Genomic DNA, 19,613 nt, shown 5'->3' on the forward strand with positions numbered 1-19,613 from the left:
GGCCTAATTCCACGCCGGGTGTGACCGGGAGTTCACCGCGTCGTCGTCGCGGATGGGCGCGGCAACGCCGTTCGCACGGCACAATGCAGGTGTGACCACGGACGACAGCGACGACAGGGCCACGCCGAAGCGAAGGACCCGGACCACCCGGTCCGCGAGCACCCCGCGGCGCAAGCCACGACCGGCGACCCGTCGTGGGCGCGCTCCCGAACCGGTCGTCGAGTCGCAACCCGCTGTCACGACCGGTGCCCGCTCGGTCCCGTCGTCGCCGCCCGCCGTGACGGCCGACGCGCTGCCGACCGCGGACCTGCCGGACGACCGCTACTTCAACCGCGAACTGTCCTGGTTGGACTTCAACGCGCGGGTGCTGGCGCTGGCCGAGGACTCGTCGCAGCCGCTGCTCGAACGGGCGAAGTTCCTGGCGATCTTCGCGTCGAACCTGGACGAGTTCTACATGGTCCGCGTCGCGGGCCTGAAGCGCCGCGACGAGACCGGCCTGTCGGTGCGCAGCGCGGACGGCCTGACGCCCCGCGAGCAGCTCGCGAACATCTTCAAGCGCACGCAGGAACTCGTGGAGCAGCACGCGCGGGCGTTCCTCGACCACGTCGGCCCCGGCTTGGACCGCCACGGCATCAGCCTGGTGACCTGGGGCGAGCTGACGGACTTCGACCGGCTGCGGCTGTCGAACTACTTCAGCGAGCAGGTGTTCCCGGTGCTGACGCCGCTCGCGGTCGACCCGGCGCACCCGTTCCCGTACATCTCGGGGCTGTCGCTGAACCTCGCCGTCACGGTGCGGGACCCGGAGGGCGGGACCGAGCGGTTCGCCCGCGTGAAGGTGCCGGACAACGTGCCGCGCCTGGTGCGCGTGGAAGCCGACCGCGCCAGCAGTTCCGCCACGTTCCTGCCGCTGGAGCAGCTCATCGCCGCGCACCTGGGCGAGCTGTTCGCGGGCATGGAGGTCATCGAGTGCCACGCGTTCCGGGTCACCCGCAACGCGGACCTCGACGTGGAGGAGGACCGCGACGAGGACCTGCTCCAGGCGTTGGAGCGCGAACTGGCCCGCCGCCGGTTCGGGCCGCCTGTGCGGCTGGAAGTCGCGGACGACATGACCGAGCACATGCTGGAACTGCTGCTGCGCGAGATGGAGGTGGATCCGGACGACGTGGTGCAGGTGCCGGGTCTGCTGGACCTGTCGTGCCTGTTCCAGCTGTACAGCCTGGACCGCAAGGCGCTCAAGGACCCGCCGTTCGTGCCCGCGACGCACCCGGCGTTCGGCGAGCGCGAGACGCCCAAGAGCGTGTTCGCGACGCTGCGCGAGGGCGACGTGATGGTGCACCACCCGTACGACTCGTTCTCCACGAGCGTGCAGCGGTTCATCGAGCAGGCCGCCGCCGACCCGCACGTGCTGGCGATCAAGCAGACGCTGTACCGGACCTCCGGCGACTCGCCGATCGTCGACGCGCTGGTCGACGCGGCCGAGGCGGGCAAGCAGGTCGTGGCGCTGGTGGAGATCAAGGCGCGGTTCGACGAGCAGGCGAACATCAAGTGGGCGCGGCAGCTGGAGAAGGCGGGCGTGCACGTCGTGTACGGGCTCGTCGGCCTGAAGACGCACTGCAAGACCGCGCTCGTCGTGCGCCAGGAGGGTTCGACGATCCGCCGGTACTGCCACATCGGCACGGGCAACTACAACCCGAAGACCGCGCGGCTGTACGAGGACGTCGGCATCCTGACCGCCGACCCGTCCGTCGGCGCGGACCTCACCGACCTCTTCAACGTGCTCACCGGGTACGCGCGGCAGGACAGCTACCGCAGCATCCTGGTCGCGCCCTACGGCGTGCGGCGCGGCATCGTGGAGCGCATCCAGCACGAGATCGACCTGGCCCGCGCCGGTCACCCGGCCGGGGTGCGGATCAAGGTGAACTCGCTCGTGGACGAGGAGGTCATCGACTCCCTCTACCGCGCTTCGCAGGCGGGGGTGCGGGTCGACATCGTCGTGCGCGGCGTGTGCGCCCTCAAACCCGGCATCCGCGGCCTGAGCGACAACATCCACGTCCGGTCGATCCTGGGCCGGTTCCTGGAGCACTCGCGGGTGTTCCACTTCGTCGGGGCCGACGAGCACTGGATCGGCAGCGCTGACATGATGCACCGCAACCTGGACCGCAGGGTCGAGGTGCAGTTGCGCGTCACGGGCCCGAAGCTCACCGCCCAGCTCGACGACATGTTCGACTCGGCGCTGGAACCGGCCACCCGCTGCTGGGTGCTGCGGTCGGACGGCGAGTGGGACGCCTCCCCTTCCGACGGCACGGTGGTGCGCGACCACCAGGCCGAGATGCTGCGCCGACACCGAGCGCAGGGTTGAGCACTTCCTAAGGAGACGCGAGTTGTCGACCGACACCATTCGGGCGGCCGGTGCGGTGCTGTGGCGCGACGACGACGGGACCGTCGAGGTCGCCGTCGTCCACCGCCCGCGCTACGACGACTGGTCCCTCCCCAAGGGCAAGCTCGACGCGGGCGAGACCGTGCCCGCCGCGGCGGTCCGCGAGGTGCGCGAGGAGACCGGCTTCCACGCCGTACTCGGGCGGCACGTGTCGACCGTGCACTACACGGCGTTCGGTCGGCCGAAGGTCGTGGACTACTTCAGCGCACGCGCGTTGTGGGGCGGTTTCGTGCCCAACGACGAGTCGGACGAGCTGCGCTGGCTGCCGGTCGACGAAGCCGCCGCCCTGGTGACGCGGTCGTTGGACCGGGAGGTGCTGGCGGCGTTCGCCCTCGTGCCTGCGGACCTGAAGACGGTGCTGCTGGTGCGGCACGCCAAGGCCGGGAAGAGGGAGAACTGGCCAGGCGACGACGACCTGCGACCGTTGAGCTCGGCGGGATGGCGGCAGGCGGAGGCGCTGCGGTCCCTGCTCCCGCTGTTCGGTCCGACACACGTGCACGCGGCCCCGCGAGTGCGGTGCGTGCAGACGGTGCAGGGGGTGGCGGACGACCTCCAGTCGTCGGTGCCGCGCGAACCCCGGCTGTCCGAAGAGGGGTACTGGCCGGACCCGGACGCGGGCCTGGTGCGGTTCCTGGACATCACGGCGGCCGATGGAGTGCCGGTGGTGTCGTCGCAGGGCGGGGTGATCCCCGACCTGGTGTCGAAGCTGGCGGACATCGGCGGGCTGCGGCTGGGGGACGTGCCGTGCAAGAAAGGCAGCCTGTGGGTGCTGGCGTTCACCCGGCCGGAGGAAGGCTGGTCCACATCGGACTCGCCAGCGGGGTGGCCACGGCTGGTGAGCGCGCACTACCTGCCTACGGCGTTGCCTGCGCCTCGGCCTTGAGGGGTTGGGCTGGCCGGACAAGCCCGCTCGGCCTTGGCGTGGCTGCGGCTCCCGTTGTGGCTGGTCAGGTGGCTGCCGGGGGCGTCGTGGTCACCGGGCGATTTGCGTCGTGGGGTGGCCGATTTGACTTGGGGCCCCCTCATTTTGACCTTGATCGGGCCAAAAGGCAGTGCCCGAAGGCCTGCCCGATCTCCAATTTTAAGGCCAAAATCCCCAAGTAAAATCGGCCACGGCTGCGTGCGGCCTGTCCCGTTCCGTAGCAGGTCAACAGATGGCACTGCCGGTCCCGTGGTGGTCGCCAGTTGGTTGCGCCGGTCCCGTGGTGGTCGCCAGTCGGTTGCGCCGGTCCCGTGGTGGTCGCCAGTTGGTTGTGCCGGACCCGTGGTGGTCGCCAGTTGGTTGTGCCGGACCCGTGGTGGTCACCAGGCTGGCTCAGGTCCGCTGTGGGCCACCCAGCGGTCTCACGGGTCCTTTGGGGCCACCAAGCCTGCGCCGGGGCTGTTGTGGGCCGTCTTGGGGCTCTGGGGTCGTGGTGGTCGTCACATAGATCGTTCGTTCGTTGGTGAATGGGCTGTCCCCGTTATTGCGGAGTCGGTGCGGAGTATTGGGTCGACCTGGGTGTGGTGGTCGGGGGACGATTTCGGGATGAACCGTGTGACGACGACCCTGTGGAGACCGACCGGTCAAGCGGAACTGGATCTGGTCGTTGCTTCGGGGTGGAGGGCTTGGCCGGCGCGATTGCCCGAGCAGCCCATCTTCTACCCCGTGTTGAGCGAGGCCTATGCGACGCGGATCGCGCGGGAGTGGAATGTGGCCGACAAAGGGGTTGGGCACGTCACCGAGTTCGAGGTGTCGAACGAGTTCCTGGACCGGTACGAGCCGCAAACCGCTGGGGGGCGGGAGTTGCGGGAGTACTGGATTCCCGCTGAGGAGCTGGAGTCCTTCAACGCGGCCATTGTGGGTCTGATCAGGCTCGTTGCCACGTACCGATGACAAACGCCAGGGCCCGATGCGCGTCCGCATCGGGCCCTGGGCGTTGGTGCTGCTCCCCTTGCGGGGAGGTGGTGCTACTTCTTCTTGGCCGCCGGGGCCTTCTTGGCGGCGGCGGGCTTCGCCGCTGCCTTGGTGGTGGCGGCGGGGGCCTTGGCCGCTGCCGTCGTCGCCTTGGCCGCGGGGGCCTTCTTGGCGGCGGCGGGGGCCTTCGCGGCGGCCGTGGCCTTGGCGGGCGCCTTGGCGGCGGCCGTCTTGGCGGGGGCCTTCGCGGCCGCAGGAGCCTTCACGGCGGCGGGCTTGGCAGCCGCGGCCGTGGTGGTCTTGCGGGTGGCCGGAGCCTTGGTCGCCGCGGCGGCCGTGCGGGCGGTGGTGGTGCGCGCCGTACGGGTCGTCGTCGTGCGGGCCGTGGTGCTGCGGGTCGCCGGCGCCTTGGTGGCGGCGGCGGGCTTCGCGGCGGCGGCCGCGCGCGTGGTCGTCGTCGCGGCAGCGGCCGGGGCCTTCGCGGCGGCGGCAACGCGCGGCAGCTTCTTGGCACCGCTCACGACGTCCTTGAACGTCGAACCCGCGCGGAACGCGGGCACGTTGGTCTTCTTGACCTTGACGGTCTCGCCGGTGCGCGGGTTGCGAGCGGTGCGAGCCGCACGGGCGCGCTTCTCGAACACGCCGAACCCGGTGATGTTCACCTTCTCGCCCTTGTGGACGCTGCGAACGATCACGTCGACGAGCCCGTCCACTGCAGCAGCGGCGTTCTTCTTGTCGCCAAGACGCTCGGACAGCGCCTCGATGAGCTGGGCCTTGTTCACCGTCAGTCCCTCCCAGGACGCTTACGGCCCTTAGTCGGGCCGACTGATGGCCACGGTAAGCCCATATGAAGGGAAATACCAATCGCCACGCCATATTTTTCGTTGTGGCGTGGGCAATTGCGCTCTGTCGAGGGACAGAAACCCCCTCCTGGGGCACTTTGGGAGGGGCCGGGAGCCTCTGATCCCCCCACGTGTGTGGCGACTCCGAGGCCCGCTCTCAGCTCGTCGGAAGCGGATCCGTGGTGGGCAGCCAACCTTGGCGGCGGGACTCGAACTCGTCGATCAGATCGGCGTGGCGCAAGGTCAGGGCGATGTCGTCCAATCCCTCGAGCAGCCGCCAGCGGGTGTAGTCGTCGATCCGGAAGGCCGCGGTGAAGTCCTTTGCGCGGACTGTCTTCTCCACCAGGTCGACGGTGACCTCGGTGCCGGGCTCGGTCTCCAGCAGCTTCCACAGCAGTTCGACGTCCGACTGCTCGACCTCGGCGGCCACGAGCCCCTGCTTGCCCGAGTTGCCGCGGAAGATGTCGGCGAAGCGGGAGGAGATCACCACCCGGAAGCCGTAGTCCATGAGCGCCCAGACGGCGTGTTCACGGGAGGACCCGGTGCCGAAGTCGGGGCCCGCGACCAAGACGGAGCCGGACTTGAAGGGCTCGGAGTTGAGGATGAAGTGCTCGTCGTTGCGCCAGGCGGCGAACAAGCCGTCCTCGAACCCGGTGCGGGTGACCCGCTTCAGGTAGACGGCGGGGATGATCTGGTCGGTGTCCACGTTGGACCTGCGCAGCGGCACGCCGACGCCCGTGTGCTTGGTGAACGCGTCCATGGTCTCGGATTCCCTTCTCAGGCCAGGTCGTCGGGTGAGGAGAGGGTGCCGCGCACGGCCGTGGCGGCCGCCACCAGCGGCGAGACGAGGTGGGTCCGCCCGCCCTTGCCCTGCCTGCCCTCGAAGTTGCGGTTGGAGGTGGAGGCGCTGCGCTCACCGGGCTTGAGCTGGTCCGGGTTCATGCCGAGGCACATGGAACAGCCCGCCTGCCGCCACTCCGCGCCCGCCGCGAGGAAGATCTCGTGCAGCCCTTCGGATTCCGCCTGGGCCCGCACGCGCATCGAGCCGGGCACCACGAGCATCCGCACGCTGTCCGCCACCCGGTGCCCGCGCAGCACGGCCGCGGCCGCCCGCAGGTCCTCGATGCGGCCGTTCGTGCACGAGCCGAGGAACACCGTGTCGACGCTGATCTCGCGCAGCGGCGTGCCCGGCGTGAGGCCCATGTAGGTCAGCGCCTTCTCGGCCGCGACCCGCTCGTTGTCGTCGCCGATCGCCTCCGGGTCCGGCACGGAGGCGCTCAACGGCAGCCCCTGTCCGGGATTCGTCCCCCACGTCACGAAGGGGGTCAGCGCGCTCGCGTCGATGTGGACCTCGGCGTCGAAGACCGCGTCGTCGTCCGTGCGCAGGGTCTTCCAGTACTCGACGGCCGCATCCCATTCGGCCCCAACGGAAGCGTGCGGCCGCCCCTTCAGGTACTCGAACGTCACCTCGTCCGGCGCGATCATCCCGGCCCGCGCACCAGCCTCGATGGACATGTTGCACACCGTCATCCGGGCTTCCATCGACAGCGCCTCGATGGCCTTGCCGCGGTACTCCAGGACGTAGCCCTGGCCGCCGCCGGTGCCGATGTTCGCGATGACCGCGAGGATGACGTCCTTCGCCGTGACGCCGTCGCGCAGCTCGCCGTCGACCGTGATCGCCATGGTCTTGAACGGCCTCAACGGCAACGTCTGCGTCGCCATCACGTGCTCGACCTCGGACGTGCCGATGCCGAACGCGAGCGCGCCGAACGCGCCGTGCGTGGACGTGTGGCTGTCGCCGCACACCACCGTCATGCCGGGCTGCGTGAGCCCGAGCTGCGGCCCCACCACGTGCACGATGCCCTGCTCCGCGTCACCCATGGGGTGCAGGCGGACGCCGAACTCCTTGCAGTTGGCGCGCAGCGTGTCGACCTGCGTCCGGGACACGAGGTCCGCGATCGGCTGGTCGATGTCGACCGTCGGGACGTTGTGGTCCTCGGTCGCGATCGTGAGGTCCACGCGCCGGAGCCCGCGTCCCGCGAGCCGCAGCCCGTCGAACGCCTGCGGACTCGTCACTTCGTGCAGCAGGTGGAGGTCGATGTAGAGGAGGTCCGGCTCGGCGCCGTCGCCATGGCGCACGACGTGCGCCTCCCACACCTTCTCCGCGAGTGTGCGGCCCATCGCTTCATCCCCATCGGTTCGTGGCTGGGAGCTCTCTCACGAGCGGGGGCTCCCGATAACTTCTGGACTTCCCAGATACCGGGAAGTTAGTATCGCGCTGTGGGACAGCATAGCGGGATCGGCGTGCTGGACAAGGCTGTGGCCGTGTTGAACGCCGTCGCGAAGGATCCGTGTGGACTGGCAGAACTCTGCAACCGAACAGGCTTGCCCAGGGCGACCGCGCACCGCCTGGCAGTAGGCCTGGAGGTCCACCGCCTCCTCCGACGGGGTTCCGACGGCCGCTGGCGTCCAGGCGCGGCACTGGCAGAACTGGCGGGCGGCGCTACGGACCCCCTGCTCGACGCGGCGGCCTCCGTGCTGCCCCGCCTCCGCGACATAACCGGCGAAAGCGTCCAGCTCTACCGCCGCGACGGCATGCAGCGCATCTGCGTCTCAGCCGCCGAACCCCCCAGCGGCCTCCGGGACACCGTCCCCATAGGTGCCAGACTCCCCATGACCGCGGGCTCCGGCGCCAAGGTCCTAGCAGCCTGGTCCGACCCCGGCACCCAAAGATCAGTGCTCGCAGACGCCGTATACGGCGAACGCACCCTCCTGGAAGTCCGCAGACGAGGCTGGGCCCAAAGCGTCGCCGAACGCGAACCAGGCGTAGCCAGCGTCAGCGCCCCAGTAAGGGACAGCGCGGGCGCAGTAGTAGCCGCAATCTCCGTTAGCGGCCCAATAGACCGCATGGGCAGACGCCCAGGCGCAAGATGGGCAGCCGACCTGCTAGCAGCAGCAGAAGCCCTACAATCCCGCCTCTAACACGACACACCCAGCACCAAGACAGCAACAACACAAAGGCCGTGAGCCTCACCACTCACGGCCTTTGCCCTTTCACACGCCTATTTCCGCACCCACACCCACTCGATGACGAAGTCGAGCCCCCAGGTCCGCATGGTGGGCACCACGCCCTCAACATGACCCCTCACCAGCACACACCTGGGGGGTGCAGGGGGGCGAAGCCCTCCCTGCCTTGGGGTCTGGGGCGAGAGCCCCAGTGTGAAATGCGAAAGAGCCATGCGCCTTGTCAAAGGCGCATGGCTCTCCCAGCTCTGTAGCCCCGATGGGATTCGAACCCACGCTACCGCCTTGAGAGGGCGGCGTCCTAGGCCGCTAGACGACGGGGCCCTAGGTGATTCTTTTGTACTGCTTGGTCCTGCTATTCGCCGATCTTTCGATCTAGCTTGTTGCTGGAGTAGCGTATCAGACTCTGATTTCTGCTCCGCAGCTGGGGTACCAGGACTCGAACCTAGACTGACTGAACCAGAATCAGCCGTGCTGCCAATTACACCATACCCCAATGTTTTCCTGATCGGCTCTCCCGCTCTTCGCGCTGAGGGCCGCTCGTTCCAACGAGATGAATACTAGACCACGGTGCCCGCAGAAGTGAAATCGGCCCCCACCTCAACCCATCGGGCGAGGTGGGGGCCGGTGCAGCGGGTGTTCAGGCGTGCGCGGTGGAGAGTTCGCAGACGAGCAGTTCGGGGAGCTCGGCGAGGCTGCTGATGGTGCTGATGCCCGCGGGCATCGCGCCTTCGCGGGGTCCTTGGCGGTTGAGCCAGACCCCGCGCATCCCGGCGTCGCGCGCGCCGATGGCGTCGGCGTGGAGCCGGTCGCCCACGTGGACCGTTTCGGTGAGCGGGACGCCGAGGTCGGAGCAGGCCGTGTCGAAGATCATGCGGTCGGGTTTGGCCGCGCCGACCTCGCCCGCGATGAGCACGGTGTCGAAGTACTCGGCCAGGCCGAGCGCGGCGATCTTGACGCGCTGGTGGCGGCCGGAGGCGTTGCTCACGGCGGCGATGGGCAGTCCGGTGGCGCGCAGCCACTCCAGGCACGGGACGACGTCCGGGAACAGGCTCCAGCCGTCGGCCAGGACCTCTTGGCGGCGCATCTCCCGCCGTGTGGCCTCCGCTTCGTCGAGCTCTTCACCGAGGGCGGCGAAGAACGCGCGGGTCCGGATGTTCCGCATCGTCTCGTACTGGAGTTCCCCTGCTAAGAGTCTCGCGCAGTGGTCGTCGGTGACCCGCTGCCACAACAACCACGCGTCGGCGTTACCCACCATCGAGGCCAAGGCGGCTCGCGACGAGGTGCTGTAGTCGACGAGCGTGTCGTCGACGTCGAGCGAGATTGCGCGGATTTCGCCGGTTCTCTTGAGCGTGAAAGTCGGGGAAGCAGTTGTCACCCCGTGAGGCTAGGTGCGATCACCCCTCGGCCGATTCGGCTAAGGAGGTGATATCTGGGGACTCTTGCACGGTCAAGCACCGCTTGACCCACCGAACGCACCAGTCCGGATGCCCCGAGCGCACGAGGCAATCGGCCGATCGAGCGATCCTGACCGCACGGGTGGACCGTCCGGTCGGTGACGCCCGCCCCCGCGCCGTGATCGGCACGGGCCTCGAACCGTCCACTTGGGACACCTTCGGCGCGCCCGCTCGACTTCCTCTGTCACGAAAAGGAAACGCACCATGTCGGAACATTCGGACAGCCGCGCGTGTCTCGCGTGGACCAGTGGGGCGAGGGCGTGGACCACTGGTCCCGCGGTGCCGTCCACCCGTGTGGCATCCGCGATTTCCCCTTGACCGCGCGAGCACCGGAGGAGGACGCTACCCTTATTCAACTACCGTTGAAATGAGGGGTCATGGAACGGAGCACGTGCGTCGTCGTCGGAGGCGGACCGGCCGGGATGGTGCTGGGCCTGCTGCTCGCCAGGGCCGGGGTGGAGGTCACCGTGCTGGAGAAGCACAACGACTTCCTGCGGGACTTCCGCGGCGACACGGTCCACGCGTCCACGTTGACGCTGCTGGACGAACTGGGGCTGGGGCCAGCGTTCGCCGAGGTCCCCCACCAGCTGATCGACCGGATGCGGGTGCTGCTCAACAGCGGGCCCGCGACCGTGGCGGACCTCAGCAGGCTGCCCGGCAGGCACAAGCACATCGCGTTCGTGCCGCAGTGGGACTTCCTGGACCTGCTGGCCGACGCGGGCAAGCTCGAACCGACGTTCTCGCTGCGGATGAACACCGCCGTCACCGGGCTGGTCAAGGAGGGCGCGAAGGTCACCGGCGTCCGCTACCGCACGGCCGACGGCGTCGAGGGCGAGATCGCCGCGGACCTGGTCGTGGCCGCGGACGGCCGCTCCTCGACCGTGCGCTCGGAAGCGCGGCTGCCGGTGCGGTCGTTCGGCACGCCGATGGACGTGTGGTGGTTCCGCGTGCCGCGCCGGGAGGACGACCCGAACGGCGGGCTCGCCCGGTTCGGCAAGAGCAGCGGCCTGGTCCTGCTCGACCGCGGCGACTACTTCCAGATCGCCTTCCTGATCCGCAAGGGCACGGACGGGATGCTGCGCGAGCAGGGCGTGGAGGCGTTCCGCGAGCGCATGATCGCGCTCGTGCCGCTGCTCGCCGACCGGATGGACGCGGTCGAGTCGCTCGACGACGTGAAGCTGCTGGACGTGAAGCTGGACCGGCTGACCCGCTGGCACGCCGACGGTGTGCTGTGCGTCGGTGACGCGGCGCACGCGATGTCGCCCATCGGCGGCGTCGGCATCAACCTCGCGGTGCAGGACGCGGTCGCCGCGGCGACGATCCTCGCGGCCCCGTTGCGGCGCGGCCGGGTCACGCCGTCGGTGCTCGCGAAGGTGCGGCGCAGGCGCTGGCTGCCGACGGCCGTCACGCAGGGCGCGCAGCGGCTGATCCAGAACGCCCTGCTGCGGCGCACGCTCGACGGGAAGGTCGACGTCGGCGGCACGGGGACGCCCAAGCCGATCGCGCTGCTCCAGCGGTTCCCGCTGCTCCAGGGGATTCCGGCGTACATGGTCGCCATCGGGCTGCGCCCCGAGCACGCGCCCGCGTTCGCCCGGCGCGAGCCCGCCACGATCGAGCGCACCAAGGCGGACCCGAGCGCCAAGTGACTACGCCCCCGGCTCGACCGCGCCCGACTCGTTGAGCACCATCGCCACCGCGTGGGCGCGGTCGCGGGCGCCGAGCTTGCGGAGGATCGCGCGGACGTGCGACTTCACCGTGTCGGTGCTGATGAACAGCCGTTGGGCGATGCGCTGGTTGTCCAGGCCCTTCGCCACCTCGGCGAGGACGTCGAACTCCCTGGCGCTCAGCCGGTTCAGCGCGGACGGCGGCGGCAGCCGGGACGGCAGGCGGGCCAGTTCGCCGAGGTGGACGTCGACGGTGGCGGTGGCGCCGTGGGCGACGGCGAGCATCACCGGCAGCAGTTCGCTCAACGGCGAGGTCTTGAGCAGGTAGGCGGACGCGCCCGCGTCCAGCGCGGCCGTGGCCCAGTGGCGGCTGTCCCGGTTGGACAGGACGACCACGCGGGCGCGCGGGCGGTGGTTGACGGCGTCGTGGACCGTGCGCAGCGGTCCCGCGCCGGGGACGTCGACGTCGGTCACGACGATGTCCACCAGCAGGTCCCGCAGGCACCGCTGGGCGTCCGCCGCGCTGTGGGCGATGCCCACCACGCGGAAGGACTGCGTGCGGTTGAGCGAGATCCGCAGCCCCTCGGTGATGAGCTGCGAGGCGTCGACCAGCAGCACGCGGGGGCACTCGACGTCGAGCACTTGGCCACCTCCACCAGGCTCCACGGCCTGATGAACACGGGAAGTTACCCGCGAGTACGCCGGTGCGGTACCTGCGACCGCGAGGTTGGGCCGACCAGCCCAGCGGGAAGGTGTCCGTGCTGGTCGGCGCAAACCTTTGCGGAGGAACTTTTGCCAGTTGAGCGGTCTACCGGTTGGAGACGGGGTTGGTCAGCGTGCCGAGGCCCTCGACCGTCACGGACACCGACTGGCCCGCCTTCATCGGGCCGACGCCCGCGGGCGTCCCGGTGAGGATGACGTCGAGCGGCCGGAGCGTCATGATCGAGCTGATGAACTCGATCGTCTCGCCGATGTCGAAGATGAACTGCGACGTCCGGCCCTCCTGCACGACCACGCCGTCCAACTCGGTGCGGATGGCCACGTCGGTCGGGTCGAACTCCGTCTCGACCCACGGGCCGAGCGGGCAGAACGTGTCGAACCCCTTGGCGCGGGTGAACTGCACGTCGGCCTTCTGGAGGTCGCGCGCGGTCACGTCGTTCGCGATCGTGTAGCCGAGGATCGACTGCCGGACCCGCTCGGCCGGGATGTCCCGCCCGCCGATGCCGATGACGACGGCCAGCTCGCCCTCGTAGTCGACGCGCTCGGAGATCGCGGGCAGCTTGATCTCGGCGTTCGGGCCGATGATCGAGGTGTTCGGCTTGAAGAAGATCAACGGGTTCTCGGGGATGTCGTTGCCCAGCTCGGCGACGTGGTCGGCGTAGTTCCGCCCGACGCCGATGATCTTGGGCGGGAGGAACGGGGCGAGCAGCCGGACGTCCGCCAGCGGCCAGCGCCGACCCGTGAAGGTCGGCGTGCCGCCGAAGGGCTCGTCCTTGATCTCGACGGCCGTCAGGTCGTCGCCCTCGCCCTCGATCTTGGCGAAGGCGAGTCCGTCTGGCTGGGCGATTCGGGCGATGCGCACGGCGTCCAGCCTAAACCAGCGCGCGGACCCGCATCGCCTTGTGCACCAGAGCGTCGCAGAGCGCCAGCCAGCTCGCCTCCACGATGTTGCCGTGCACCCCGACCGTCGTCCACTCGCGCTCGCCGTCCGTGGACTCCACGAGCACCCGCGTGACGGCGTCCGTGCCGGGATCCTCGGCCAGGATGCGCACCTTGTAGTCGGACAGCTCCACACTGTCCAACCAGGACAGGTGCGGCAGCAACGCCTTGCGCAGCGCCGCGTCCAGCGCGTGCACCGGCCCGTTGCCCTCGGCGGTCTCGATGACCCGCTCACCGGCCACGTGCACCTTGACCGTGGCCTCGGACACGATCTCCCCGTCCGGCCGCCGGTCCAGCACGACCCGGTAGGACTCCAGCGTGAACGGCGATTCGTCCAATTCGGACAGCTCCCGCCGCAGCAGCAGTTCCAGCGAGGCGTCGGCCGCCTCGAACGACCACCCCTGCGCCTCCAGCTCCTTCACCTTGCGCACCGCGTTCGTGACCGCGTCGGGCCGACGGGCCAGGTCGATGCCGAACTCACGTCCCTTGAGCTCGAGACTCGCCCGGCCCGCCATCTCGGTGACCAGTACCCGCATGCCGTTGCCGACGGTGTCCGGATCGATGTGGTTGTACAGCTCCGGATCCACCTTGATCGCGCTCGCGTGCAGTCCCGCCTTGTGAGCGAAAGCCGACGCCCCTACATAAGCCTGGTGGGTGTAGGGGGCGATGTTCGCGATCTCCGCAAGAGCATGGGAGACACGGGTGAGCTCGGCCAGCGATTCGGCGGGTAGCACCGGAAGGCCGAGCTTGGTCACGAGGTTCCCGACGACGGCGAACAGGTCGGCGTTGCCCGCCCGTTCGCCGTACCCGTTCGCGGTGCACTGGACGTGGGTCGCCCCAGCCTGCACAGCCGCGACGGTGTTCGCCACCGCGCAGGACGTGTCGTCCTGGCAGTGGATGCCCACACGGAAGCCCGTGCGGGAGATCACCTGTTCAACGGTCTCCGCCAGCCCGAGGGGCAGCTGGCCGCCGTTGGTGTCGCACAGCACGACGACATCGGCCCCACCGTCCACAGCGGACTCCAGGACCGACAGCGCGCACTCCGGGTCGTAGGCGTACCCGTCGAAGAAGTGCTCGGCGTCCACGAACACCCGCTTGCCGTGGTCGACCAGGTAGCGCACGGTGTCCCGCACCATCGCCCGGTTCTCCCCGACGTCGGTCCGCAACGCCAGCTCGACGTGCCGCCGATCGGACTTCGCCACCAACGTCACCACGTCGGTCCGCGCCGCCAACAACGCCTGGACCTGCGGATCCTCCGCGACGTCGACGCCGGGCTTGCGCGTGGCCCCGAACGCCACGAGCTTCGCGTGCCGCAGCTCCAGTTCCCCGTCAGCGGCCCGCGCGAAGAACTCCGTGTCCTTCGGCATGGCCCCTGGCCACCCGCCCTCGATGAACCCGACGCCCAACGAGTCCAACAACCGCGCCACGGCGAGCTTGTCCGTGACGGAGTAGGTGATCCCCTCCCGCTGCGCACCATCCCGGAGCGTGGTGTCGAAGACGTGGAAGGTGTCGCCGAGCGGGAGGCTGCTCACGGTTCTCTCCTGGCCAGAGGTGGTGGGGGTGGCAGGGTCCGAAAAACAAAAAAACCCCCCGCGAAAGGCAGGAGGTCAGCGCACCGGGTGCTGGAGAAGCACTACCCGGCGCGCTCGTCAATAATGATCACGGTGTTCGAGGCCACGTCGAGGATGGTGCCACAGTCCCGCCGAGACGACCAGGCACCGGACCGCAGTTCCCACATTCTGGGTGACCCCCGAGCGTGAACCCACGCGGAGTCGGCGACCAACCCCGACGCGGGGCCGGCCACCGACCGGCCCCGCGTCCCTCACCCGGCCAGGAACTTCGCGAACGCCTCGATCGCCGCCGGGTTCCGCGGGCTCTCCACCAACGCCGCGTACGGCAGCACGAAGAACTTCCGGTCCCGCACCGCGGGCACCCCCGCCAACGGCGCGTACCCCGTCAAGAACTTCTCCTTCTCCTCAGGCGTGTTGTTGTCCCCGTCGGCGGAGTCGTTGATCAGGATCACGTCCGGGTTCGCCTGGACCACCGTCTCCCACCCCACGGTGGTCCAGCTGTCGTCGAGGTCCCCGAAGATGTTCGCCCCGCCCGCCTTCGCGATGATGTCCTGCGGCGCGGCGTTCTTCCCCGAGGTGAACGGCTGGTCCAACCCGCTGTCGTACAGGAACACCTTCGGCCGGGGCTCCCCCTCCATCAGCGCCCCGGCGGCCGCGATCTGCTCCTGGTACCCCGAGATCAGCTCCTCGGCCCGCGCGGACACCCCGAACACCTTCCCCAGGTTCCGCAGGTCCTCGTACAGGGCGTCCAACGGCGGCATGATCCCCCGCTGCTTCCCGATCCCGTTCCGGCAGGCCTCCGTCAGCTGGTACGACGGAATCCCCAGGCCCTTCAACGCCTCCGGCGTGAACCCGGAGCTCTCCGAGAACCCGTAGTTCCACCCCGCGAACACGAGGTCCGCCCCAGCCCCCTGCACGACCTCCTTGGTGATCTTCTCCCCCAGCTTCGGCACCCGGTCCCAGTCCGCCTTGAACGGCGACGAGGCGACGTCCGCCGTCTGCCCGTCCCCGATCACGTACCCGGCCATCCGATCGGCCAGCCCCAGCGCGAACATGATCTCCGCGATCCCGGTGTCGTTCGTGACCACCTTCGACGGCACCCGGTCGAACGTCACGTCCTGCCCGCAGTTCTTGACCGTCACCGGTCCCGAGGACGCCGCCGGGTCTTGCGCGACGGTCGCCCCGCACGCGGCGACGCTGAAGACCAGGCACAGGGCGAGCAGTCTCACGACGGGACCTCCGGGTGTTCGAAGAGGAGTTGGGGCACTCCGCTGGTGGGGTGGTTGACGAGGTGGGCGTGGACGCCGAACACGGCGAGGACCAGCGACGGGGTCAGCACGTCCGCCGGCTTCCCGCCCGCGACCACGCGCCCGCCGTCCAGGACGTGGATGCGGTCGCAGTACGCGGCCGCGAGGTTGAGGTCGTGCAGCACGGTCAGCACCGTCACGCCGACCCCGCGCACCAGCGCCAGCACGTCCAGCTGGTGCTTGATGTCGAGGTGGTTGGTCGGCTCGTCGAGCACCAGCACGTCCGGCTCCTGCACCAGCGCCCGCGCGATCAGCACCCGTTGCCGCTCTCCGCCGGACAGGGTCAGGAAGCTCCGCGCGGCCAGGTGGACGACGTCCACCCGCCGCAGCGCGGACGAGACCAGCTCACGGTCCCGCGCGGTGTCCCGGTCGAACGCCGACTTGTGCGGCAGCCGTCCCATCGCCACGACCTCGGCGACCGTGAAGTCGAACTCGACGTGGCTGTCCTGCGTCAACGCGGCCATCCGCCGCGCGCTCTCCCGCAGCGGCACGGACAGCAGGTCCCGCCCGTCGAGCAGGACCGTGCCGCCGCTGGGCTTCAACGCCCGGTACACGCACCGCAGGGTCGTCGACTTCCCGCTGCCGTTGGGCCCGACGATCCCGACGACCTCGCCGCTGCCCGCCGACAGGGACACGTCGTGCACGATCCCGGCCACCGAGACGGCGTCGAGTTCCAGCTCCATCAGTTGCCCCCGAACACGTAGCCGCGCCGCCGCATCAGGAACACGAAGCACGGCACGCCCAGAGCGGCCGTGATCACGCCGAGCGGCAGCTCCTCCGGCGCGGCGAGCATCCGCGCGGCGACGTCGACCCAGATCAGGAAGCTCGCGCCCGCCAGCGGCGCCACCACGAGGACGCGGCGGTGGTCGGACCCGACCACCATCCGCACGAGGTGCGGCAGCATCAGCCCGACGAACCCGACCGCGCCGCTCACGGCCACCAGCACGCCGGTCATCCCGGCCGTGACGACGAACAGCGTCCGCCGCATCCGCCCGACGTCGATCCCCAGCGTCGTCGCGGTCTCGTCGCCCATCGACAACCCGTTGAGCCGCCTGCCGTTCGCCAGCAGGTACGCGGTCCCCAGCGCCACCACGGCGGCGGCGACCGGCAGCGACCCCCACGTGACGCCGCCCAGGCTGCCCAGCAGCCAGAACATCGCCGCGCGGGCCGCTTCGCCGTGCGGGGCCTGGAACACCAGCAGCAGCGCCACGGCCTGGAAGCCGTACGCCATCGCGGTGCCGGTCAGCACCAGCCGCAACGGCGTGAGCCCGGCGCGGGTCCGGGCGGCCAGGTACACGAGCGCCGTCGCGCCCAGCGCGGACAGGAACGCGGCGGCGGACAGGGCGTAGACGCCGAGCGACGCGAACAGGCCCAGCGTCGCCACGGCCGTCGCCCCCACGGACGCGCCGGACGAGATGCCCAGCACGTACGGGTCGGCGAGCGCGTTGCGCACCATGGCCTGGATCGCCACGCCGACGACGCTCAGCCCCGCGCCCACGACGGCGGCGAGCAGCACACGTGGCAGGCGGATGTCCCACACGATCCGGTACTGGCTCGCGTCGACGGCCTCGACGCGGCCACCGGTCACGGCGGCATGGAGGAACCCGGCTACCCGGCCGAACGGGATGCTCACCGGGCCCAGCGCCACTCCGGCGACGACGGAGGCGAGCAGGACGACGACGAGGGCCGCCACGAGCGGACCGGTCCGGGCCACGCGGTCACCCTTCGGACAGGTGGCCTGAGCGCGAGCGACCGCGAGGGGTCCCCGTTCCCGCGAACCACGGCAGGAGCTGGAGCACAGCACGCCGCCGATGGGTGATCGGGCTCGTCCACGGGGAGTGGACCTACCGTTGCGGGTCAGCGCCGGATTTCGACCGGACTTCCCCCACGGGCAGCGCAGTGATGCTGTGCGCTGGGGTGTTCGGGTGTCAACCCGCCGTGCGCCAGGTCACGCGGGCGGCCCGCTCGGGGCCACCCGCGTCACCGCCCTAGGCGAAGACCTGCAACCCGGACAGCTGGCCCGCGGGCCAGCCGGTGTTCGCGGTGAACAGCAGGCGCAGGTACCGCACGCCCGTGCCCGGCAGCGTGACGCTCGTGCCGGGTGCGAACGCGTACCCGGCGGCGGGGACCAGGGTCGTGAACGTCCCGCCGTCGGTGCTGCCCTGCACGGTGATCGTCTGCGTCCGCGACCCCCAGAACCCCGGCAGCGCCAGGTCCAGCCGCCGTGCCGCGGCCACCGAGCCGAGGTCGACCTGGATCCACTGCGGGAACGCGTTGTTGGCGCTCTCCCAGTAGGTGTCGGTGTTCCCGTCGACCGCGTTGCCGCTGCCGTAGCCCTGCGTCTGACTGCTCTGCGACGTCGGCTTGCCCCGCGCCAGGTCCACGACCGGCGGTGGTCCGCCACCCAGCACCGGTGGCGTCGGCCGCACGGGCGTCAGCGCGATCTGGCCCTTCAGCATCCGGCCGCCGTCGCCGGTCAGGCGCAGGTAGTAGTCCGCGGAGCAGGCCGTGCCGTCCTCGTCCAGCGCCAGGAACCCCGATCCGGCGGGCACGTACGCCTGCGTCTCGGCGGTCTTGGCGATCTGGTTGCCCTCGTTGTACTCGTCGAACATGGAGATGTAGATGCCCTGCGCGCCGAGGCGGACCATGTTGTAGAACTGCCGCCACATGAAGTCGCCGTGCGCGCGGTGCCGCGCGGGCAGGTCGCCCGGCAGGACGCACGGCTGGTAGTCGATGCCGCGGGCGTTGCACTCGGCCTGGTCGGGCTGGTTCACGTTGGTGTAGAAGCGATCCGTGTCGGCGACGTTCCCGATCCGGCCCACCATCCACGGCGAGAGCATGTCGAACGAGCGGTACACCCCGGCGAACCCGGTCCGGGAATCCTCGGTCTCCGTGCGCCAGTGGGTCGGCACGCCGCCGATCACGTAGCAGCCCTGCGCCTTGAACCAGGTGATCACGTCCTGGCACGCGGCCGGGGCGAACGGGCGGCCGGGGTCGTTGAAGCCGAAACCCCAGATGCAGACGACGGGTTTGCCGTTCTGCCGGGCGTAGGCGGGCGAGGAGACGTGGGCGGACATCTTGGTGGTCCAGTCGGTCTTGATCTCCGACTGCATGTTCGTCCAGTTGGTGACGTCGTACATGATGTAGAACTTGCGGCCGTTGGCCTCGGCCGCCGAGCGCACCTTCGCCGCCATGCCGTCACGGGTCGGGCCCTCGCCGCCGAACGGGTTGAACCGCTGGAGCGCCGCGGTGTCGCAGTTGTTCTCGCGCATCCACCGGAAGTGGGTGTCCACGGTGGACTGGTCGTAGCTGGAGAACAGCGTGGCGGGCTGGCCGTTGCCGAGGTTGCGGTAGGCGGTCGGGAAGCCGCGCGCGTAGTCGCGCATGTCCGGCCACGCGGTGATCGCGGTGTTGGAGGGCGACGGGGCCTGCCCCCAGTTGTTGCTCCAGTGCCACCACGCGTTGATCGGCGACCCGTCGTTCGGGGCGGCGAACCACCCCTGGTAGCCGACGGTGATCTTGCCGACCACGTCGCCGGGCGGACTGGCGGCCCGCGCTTGCGCGGGCACCACCCCCGCCAGGGCCGTGGCCGCCAAGGCGGATCCGAGGAATGTCCTGCGTGACACAACCACCGCGATCTCCTTCGTTGGAGGGGTGCTCGCGGACCAGTATCACGCAAGAAGTGAGCAGAATCACGCAAAGTCTCGACAAAGATGGGGTTCGGCCCGAGTTCCGGTCCTGGACGCGGAAACGCC

The 19,613-nt window shown here is 69.8% G+C and carries 16 protein-coding genes, 2 tRNA genes and 1 riboswitch; of the genes, 5 read left to right on the top strand and 13 right to left on the bottom strand.

Going from position 1 to position 19,613, the window contains the following annotated elements; genetic code table 11:
* Positions 1-91 precede the first annotated feature (91 nt).
* From ACFWW9_RS23570 to ACFWW9_RS23580, 3 genes are all read left to right on the top strand, one after another.
* Complete coding sequence (locus ACFWW9_RS23570) at positions 92-2,359, top strand: RNA degradosome polyphosphate kinase (RefSeq protein WP_390381702.1); 2,268 nt, start codon at positions 92-94, stop codon at positions 2,357-2,359.
* 22 nt (positions 2,360-2,381) lie between these two features.
* Complete coding sequence (locus ACFWW9_RS23575; protein ID WP_390381705.1) at positions 2,382-3,320, top strand: NUDIX domain-containing protein; 939 nt, start codon at positions 2,382-2,384, stop codon at positions 3,318-3,320.
* Between the two features lie 645 nt (positions 3,321-3,965).
* Positions 3,966-4,313 carry a hypothetical protein gene (locus tag ACFWW9_RS23580; protein WP_390381708.1) on the top strand — a complete coding sequence of 116 codons (348 nt, stop codon included), beginning with the start codon at positions 3,966-3,968 and terminating at the stop codon, positions 4,311-4,313.
* Positions 4,314-4,387: 74 nt separating this feature from the next.
* Here ACFWW9_RS23580 and ACFWW9_RS23585 read toward each other — a convergent pair whose 3' ends face one another.
* The 3 genes from ACFWW9_RS23585 to leuC form a co-directional block, all read right to left on the bottom strand.
* Positions 4,388-5,116 (bottom strand): HU family DNA-binding protein, encoded by a 729-nt coding sequence (locus ACFWW9_RS23585; RefSeq protein WP_390381711.1) that lies wholly within the window; start codon positions 5,114-5,116, stop codon positions 4,388-4,390.
* Between the two features lie 217 nt (positions 5,117-5,333).
* On the bottom strand, positions 5,334-5,936 hold the full coding sequence (leuD, locus tag ACFWW9_RS23590) for a 3-isopropylmalate dehydratase small subunit (protein ID WP_390381714.1): 603 nt from the start codon (positions 5,934-5,936) through the stop codon (positions 5,334-5,336).
* Between the two features lie 17 nt (positions 5,937-5,953).
* Complete coding sequence (gene leuC / locus ACFWW9_RS23595; RefSeq protein WP_390381717.1) at positions 5,954-7,357, bottom strand: 3-isopropylmalate dehydratase large subunit; 1,404 nt, start codon at positions 7,355-7,357, stop codon at positions 5,954-5,956.
* A gap of 99 nt (positions 7,358-7,456) precedes the next feature.
* Between leuC and ACFWW9_RS23600 the strand changes: the two genes are divergently transcribed.
* Positions 7,457-8,158: an IclR family transcriptional regulator gene (locus ACFWW9_RS23600; protein WP_390381720.1), complete on the top strand. Its 702-nt coding sequence runs from the start codon at positions 7,457-7,459 to the stop codon at positions 8,156-8,158.
* A 293-nt stretch (positions 8,159-8,451) separates the two neighbouring features.
* Here ACFWW9_RS23600 and ACFWW9_RS23605 read toward each other — a convergent pair.
* The 3 genes from ACFWW9_RS23605 to ACFWW9_RS23615 form a co-directional block, all read right to left on the bottom strand.
* Positions 8,452-8,524 (bottom strand) — tRNA-Glu (locus tag ACFWW9_RS23605).
* 100 nt (positions 8,525-8,624) lie between these two features.
* Positions 8,625-8,696, bottom strand: a tRNA-Gln gene (locus ACFWW9_RS23610).
* A 144-nt stretch (positions 8,697-8,840) separates the two neighbouring features.
* Positions 8,841-9,578, bottom strand: coding sequence for an HAD family hydrolase (locus tag ACFWW9_RS23615; RefSeq protein ID WP_390381723.1), 738 nt, complete (start codon positions 9,576-9,578; stop codon positions 8,841-8,843).
* Between the two features lie 456 nt (positions 9,579-10,034).
* Here ACFWW9_RS23615 and ACFWW9_RS23620 point away from each other — a divergent pair, with 456 nt between their 5' ends.
* Positions 10,035-11,303 (top strand): FAD-dependent oxidoreductase, encoded by a 1,269-nt coding sequence (locus ACFWW9_RS23620; protein WP_390381727.1) that lies wholly within the window; start codon positions 10,035-10,037, stop codon positions 11,301-11,303.
* On the opposite strand, the gene ACFWW9_RS23625 is transcribed toward ACFWW9_RS23620, so the two are convergent.
* The 7 genes from ACFWW9_RS23625 to ACFWW9_RS23655 form a co-directional block, all read right to left on the bottom strand.
* The gene (locus ACFWW9_RS23625) at positions 11,304-11,963 is read right to left on the bottom strand and encodes a LuxR C-terminal-related transcriptional regulator (RefSeq protein ID WP_390381730.1); all 660 of its coding nucleotides are present in this window, start codon (positions 11,961-11,963) and stop codon (positions 11,304-11,306) included.
* Between the two features lie 166 nt (positions 11,964-12,129).
* The gene (locus tag ACFWW9_RS23630) at positions 12,130-12,903 is read right to left on the bottom strand and encodes a fumarylacetoacetate hydrolase family protein (RefSeq protein ID WP_390381733.1); all 774 of its coding nucleotides are present in this window, start codon (positions 12,901-12,903) and stop codon (positions 12,130-12,132) included.
* A 10-nt stretch (positions 12,904-12,913) separates the two neighbouring features.
* Positions 12,914-14,512: a citramalate synthase gene (cimA, locus tag ACFWW9_RS23635; RefSeq protein ID WP_390381736.1), complete on the bottom strand. Its 1,599-nt coding sequence runs from the start codon at positions 14,510-14,512 to the stop codon at positions 12,914-12,916.
* A 290-nt stretch (positions 14,513-14,802) separates the two neighbouring features.
* Positions 14,803-15,780, bottom strand: coding sequence for an ABC transporter substrate-binding protein (locus ACFWW9_RS23640; RefSeq protein ID WP_390381739.1), 978 nt, complete (start codon positions 15,778-15,780; stop codon positions 14,803-14,805).
* Positions 15,777-16,541 carry an ABC transporter ATP-binding protein gene (locus ACFWW9_RS23645; RefSeq protein ID WP_390381742.1) on the bottom strand — a complete coding sequence of 255 codons (765 nt, stop codon included), beginning with the start codon at positions 16,539-16,541 and terminating at the stop codon, positions 15,777-15,779. The genes ACFWW9_RS23640 and ACFWW9_RS23645 overlap by 4 nt, the downstream gene beginning before the upstream one ends.
* The gene (locus ACFWW9_RS23650; RefSeq protein ID WP_390381745.1) at positions 16,541-17,572 is read right to left on the bottom strand and encodes a FecCD family ABC transporter permease; all 1,032 of its coding nucleotides are present in this window, start codon (positions 17,570-17,572) and stop codon (positions 16,541-16,543) included. Before ACFWW9_RS23650 ends, ACFWW9_RS23645 begins: the two co-directional genes overlap by 1 nt.
* 99 nt (positions 17,573-17,671) lie before the next feature.
* Positions 17,672-17,744, bottom strand: a riboswitch (cobalamin riboswitch).
* Positions 17,745-17,846: 102 nt separating this feature from the next.
* The gene (locus tag ACFWW9_RS23655) at positions 17,847-19,484 is read right to left on the bottom strand and encodes a discoidin domain-containing protein (protein WP_390381748.1); all 1,638 of its coding nucleotides are present in this window, start codon (positions 19,482-19,484) and stop codon (positions 17,847-17,849) included.
* Between the last annotated feature and the right edge of the window lie 129 nt (positions 19,485-19,613).

Origin of the sequence: Umezawaea sp. NPDC059074 (assembly GCF_042738955.1) — a bacterium.
In the GTDB taxonomy this organism is placed as follows: domain Bacteria; phylum Actinomycetota; class Actinomycetes; order Mycobacteriales; family Pseudonocardiaceae; genus Umezawaea.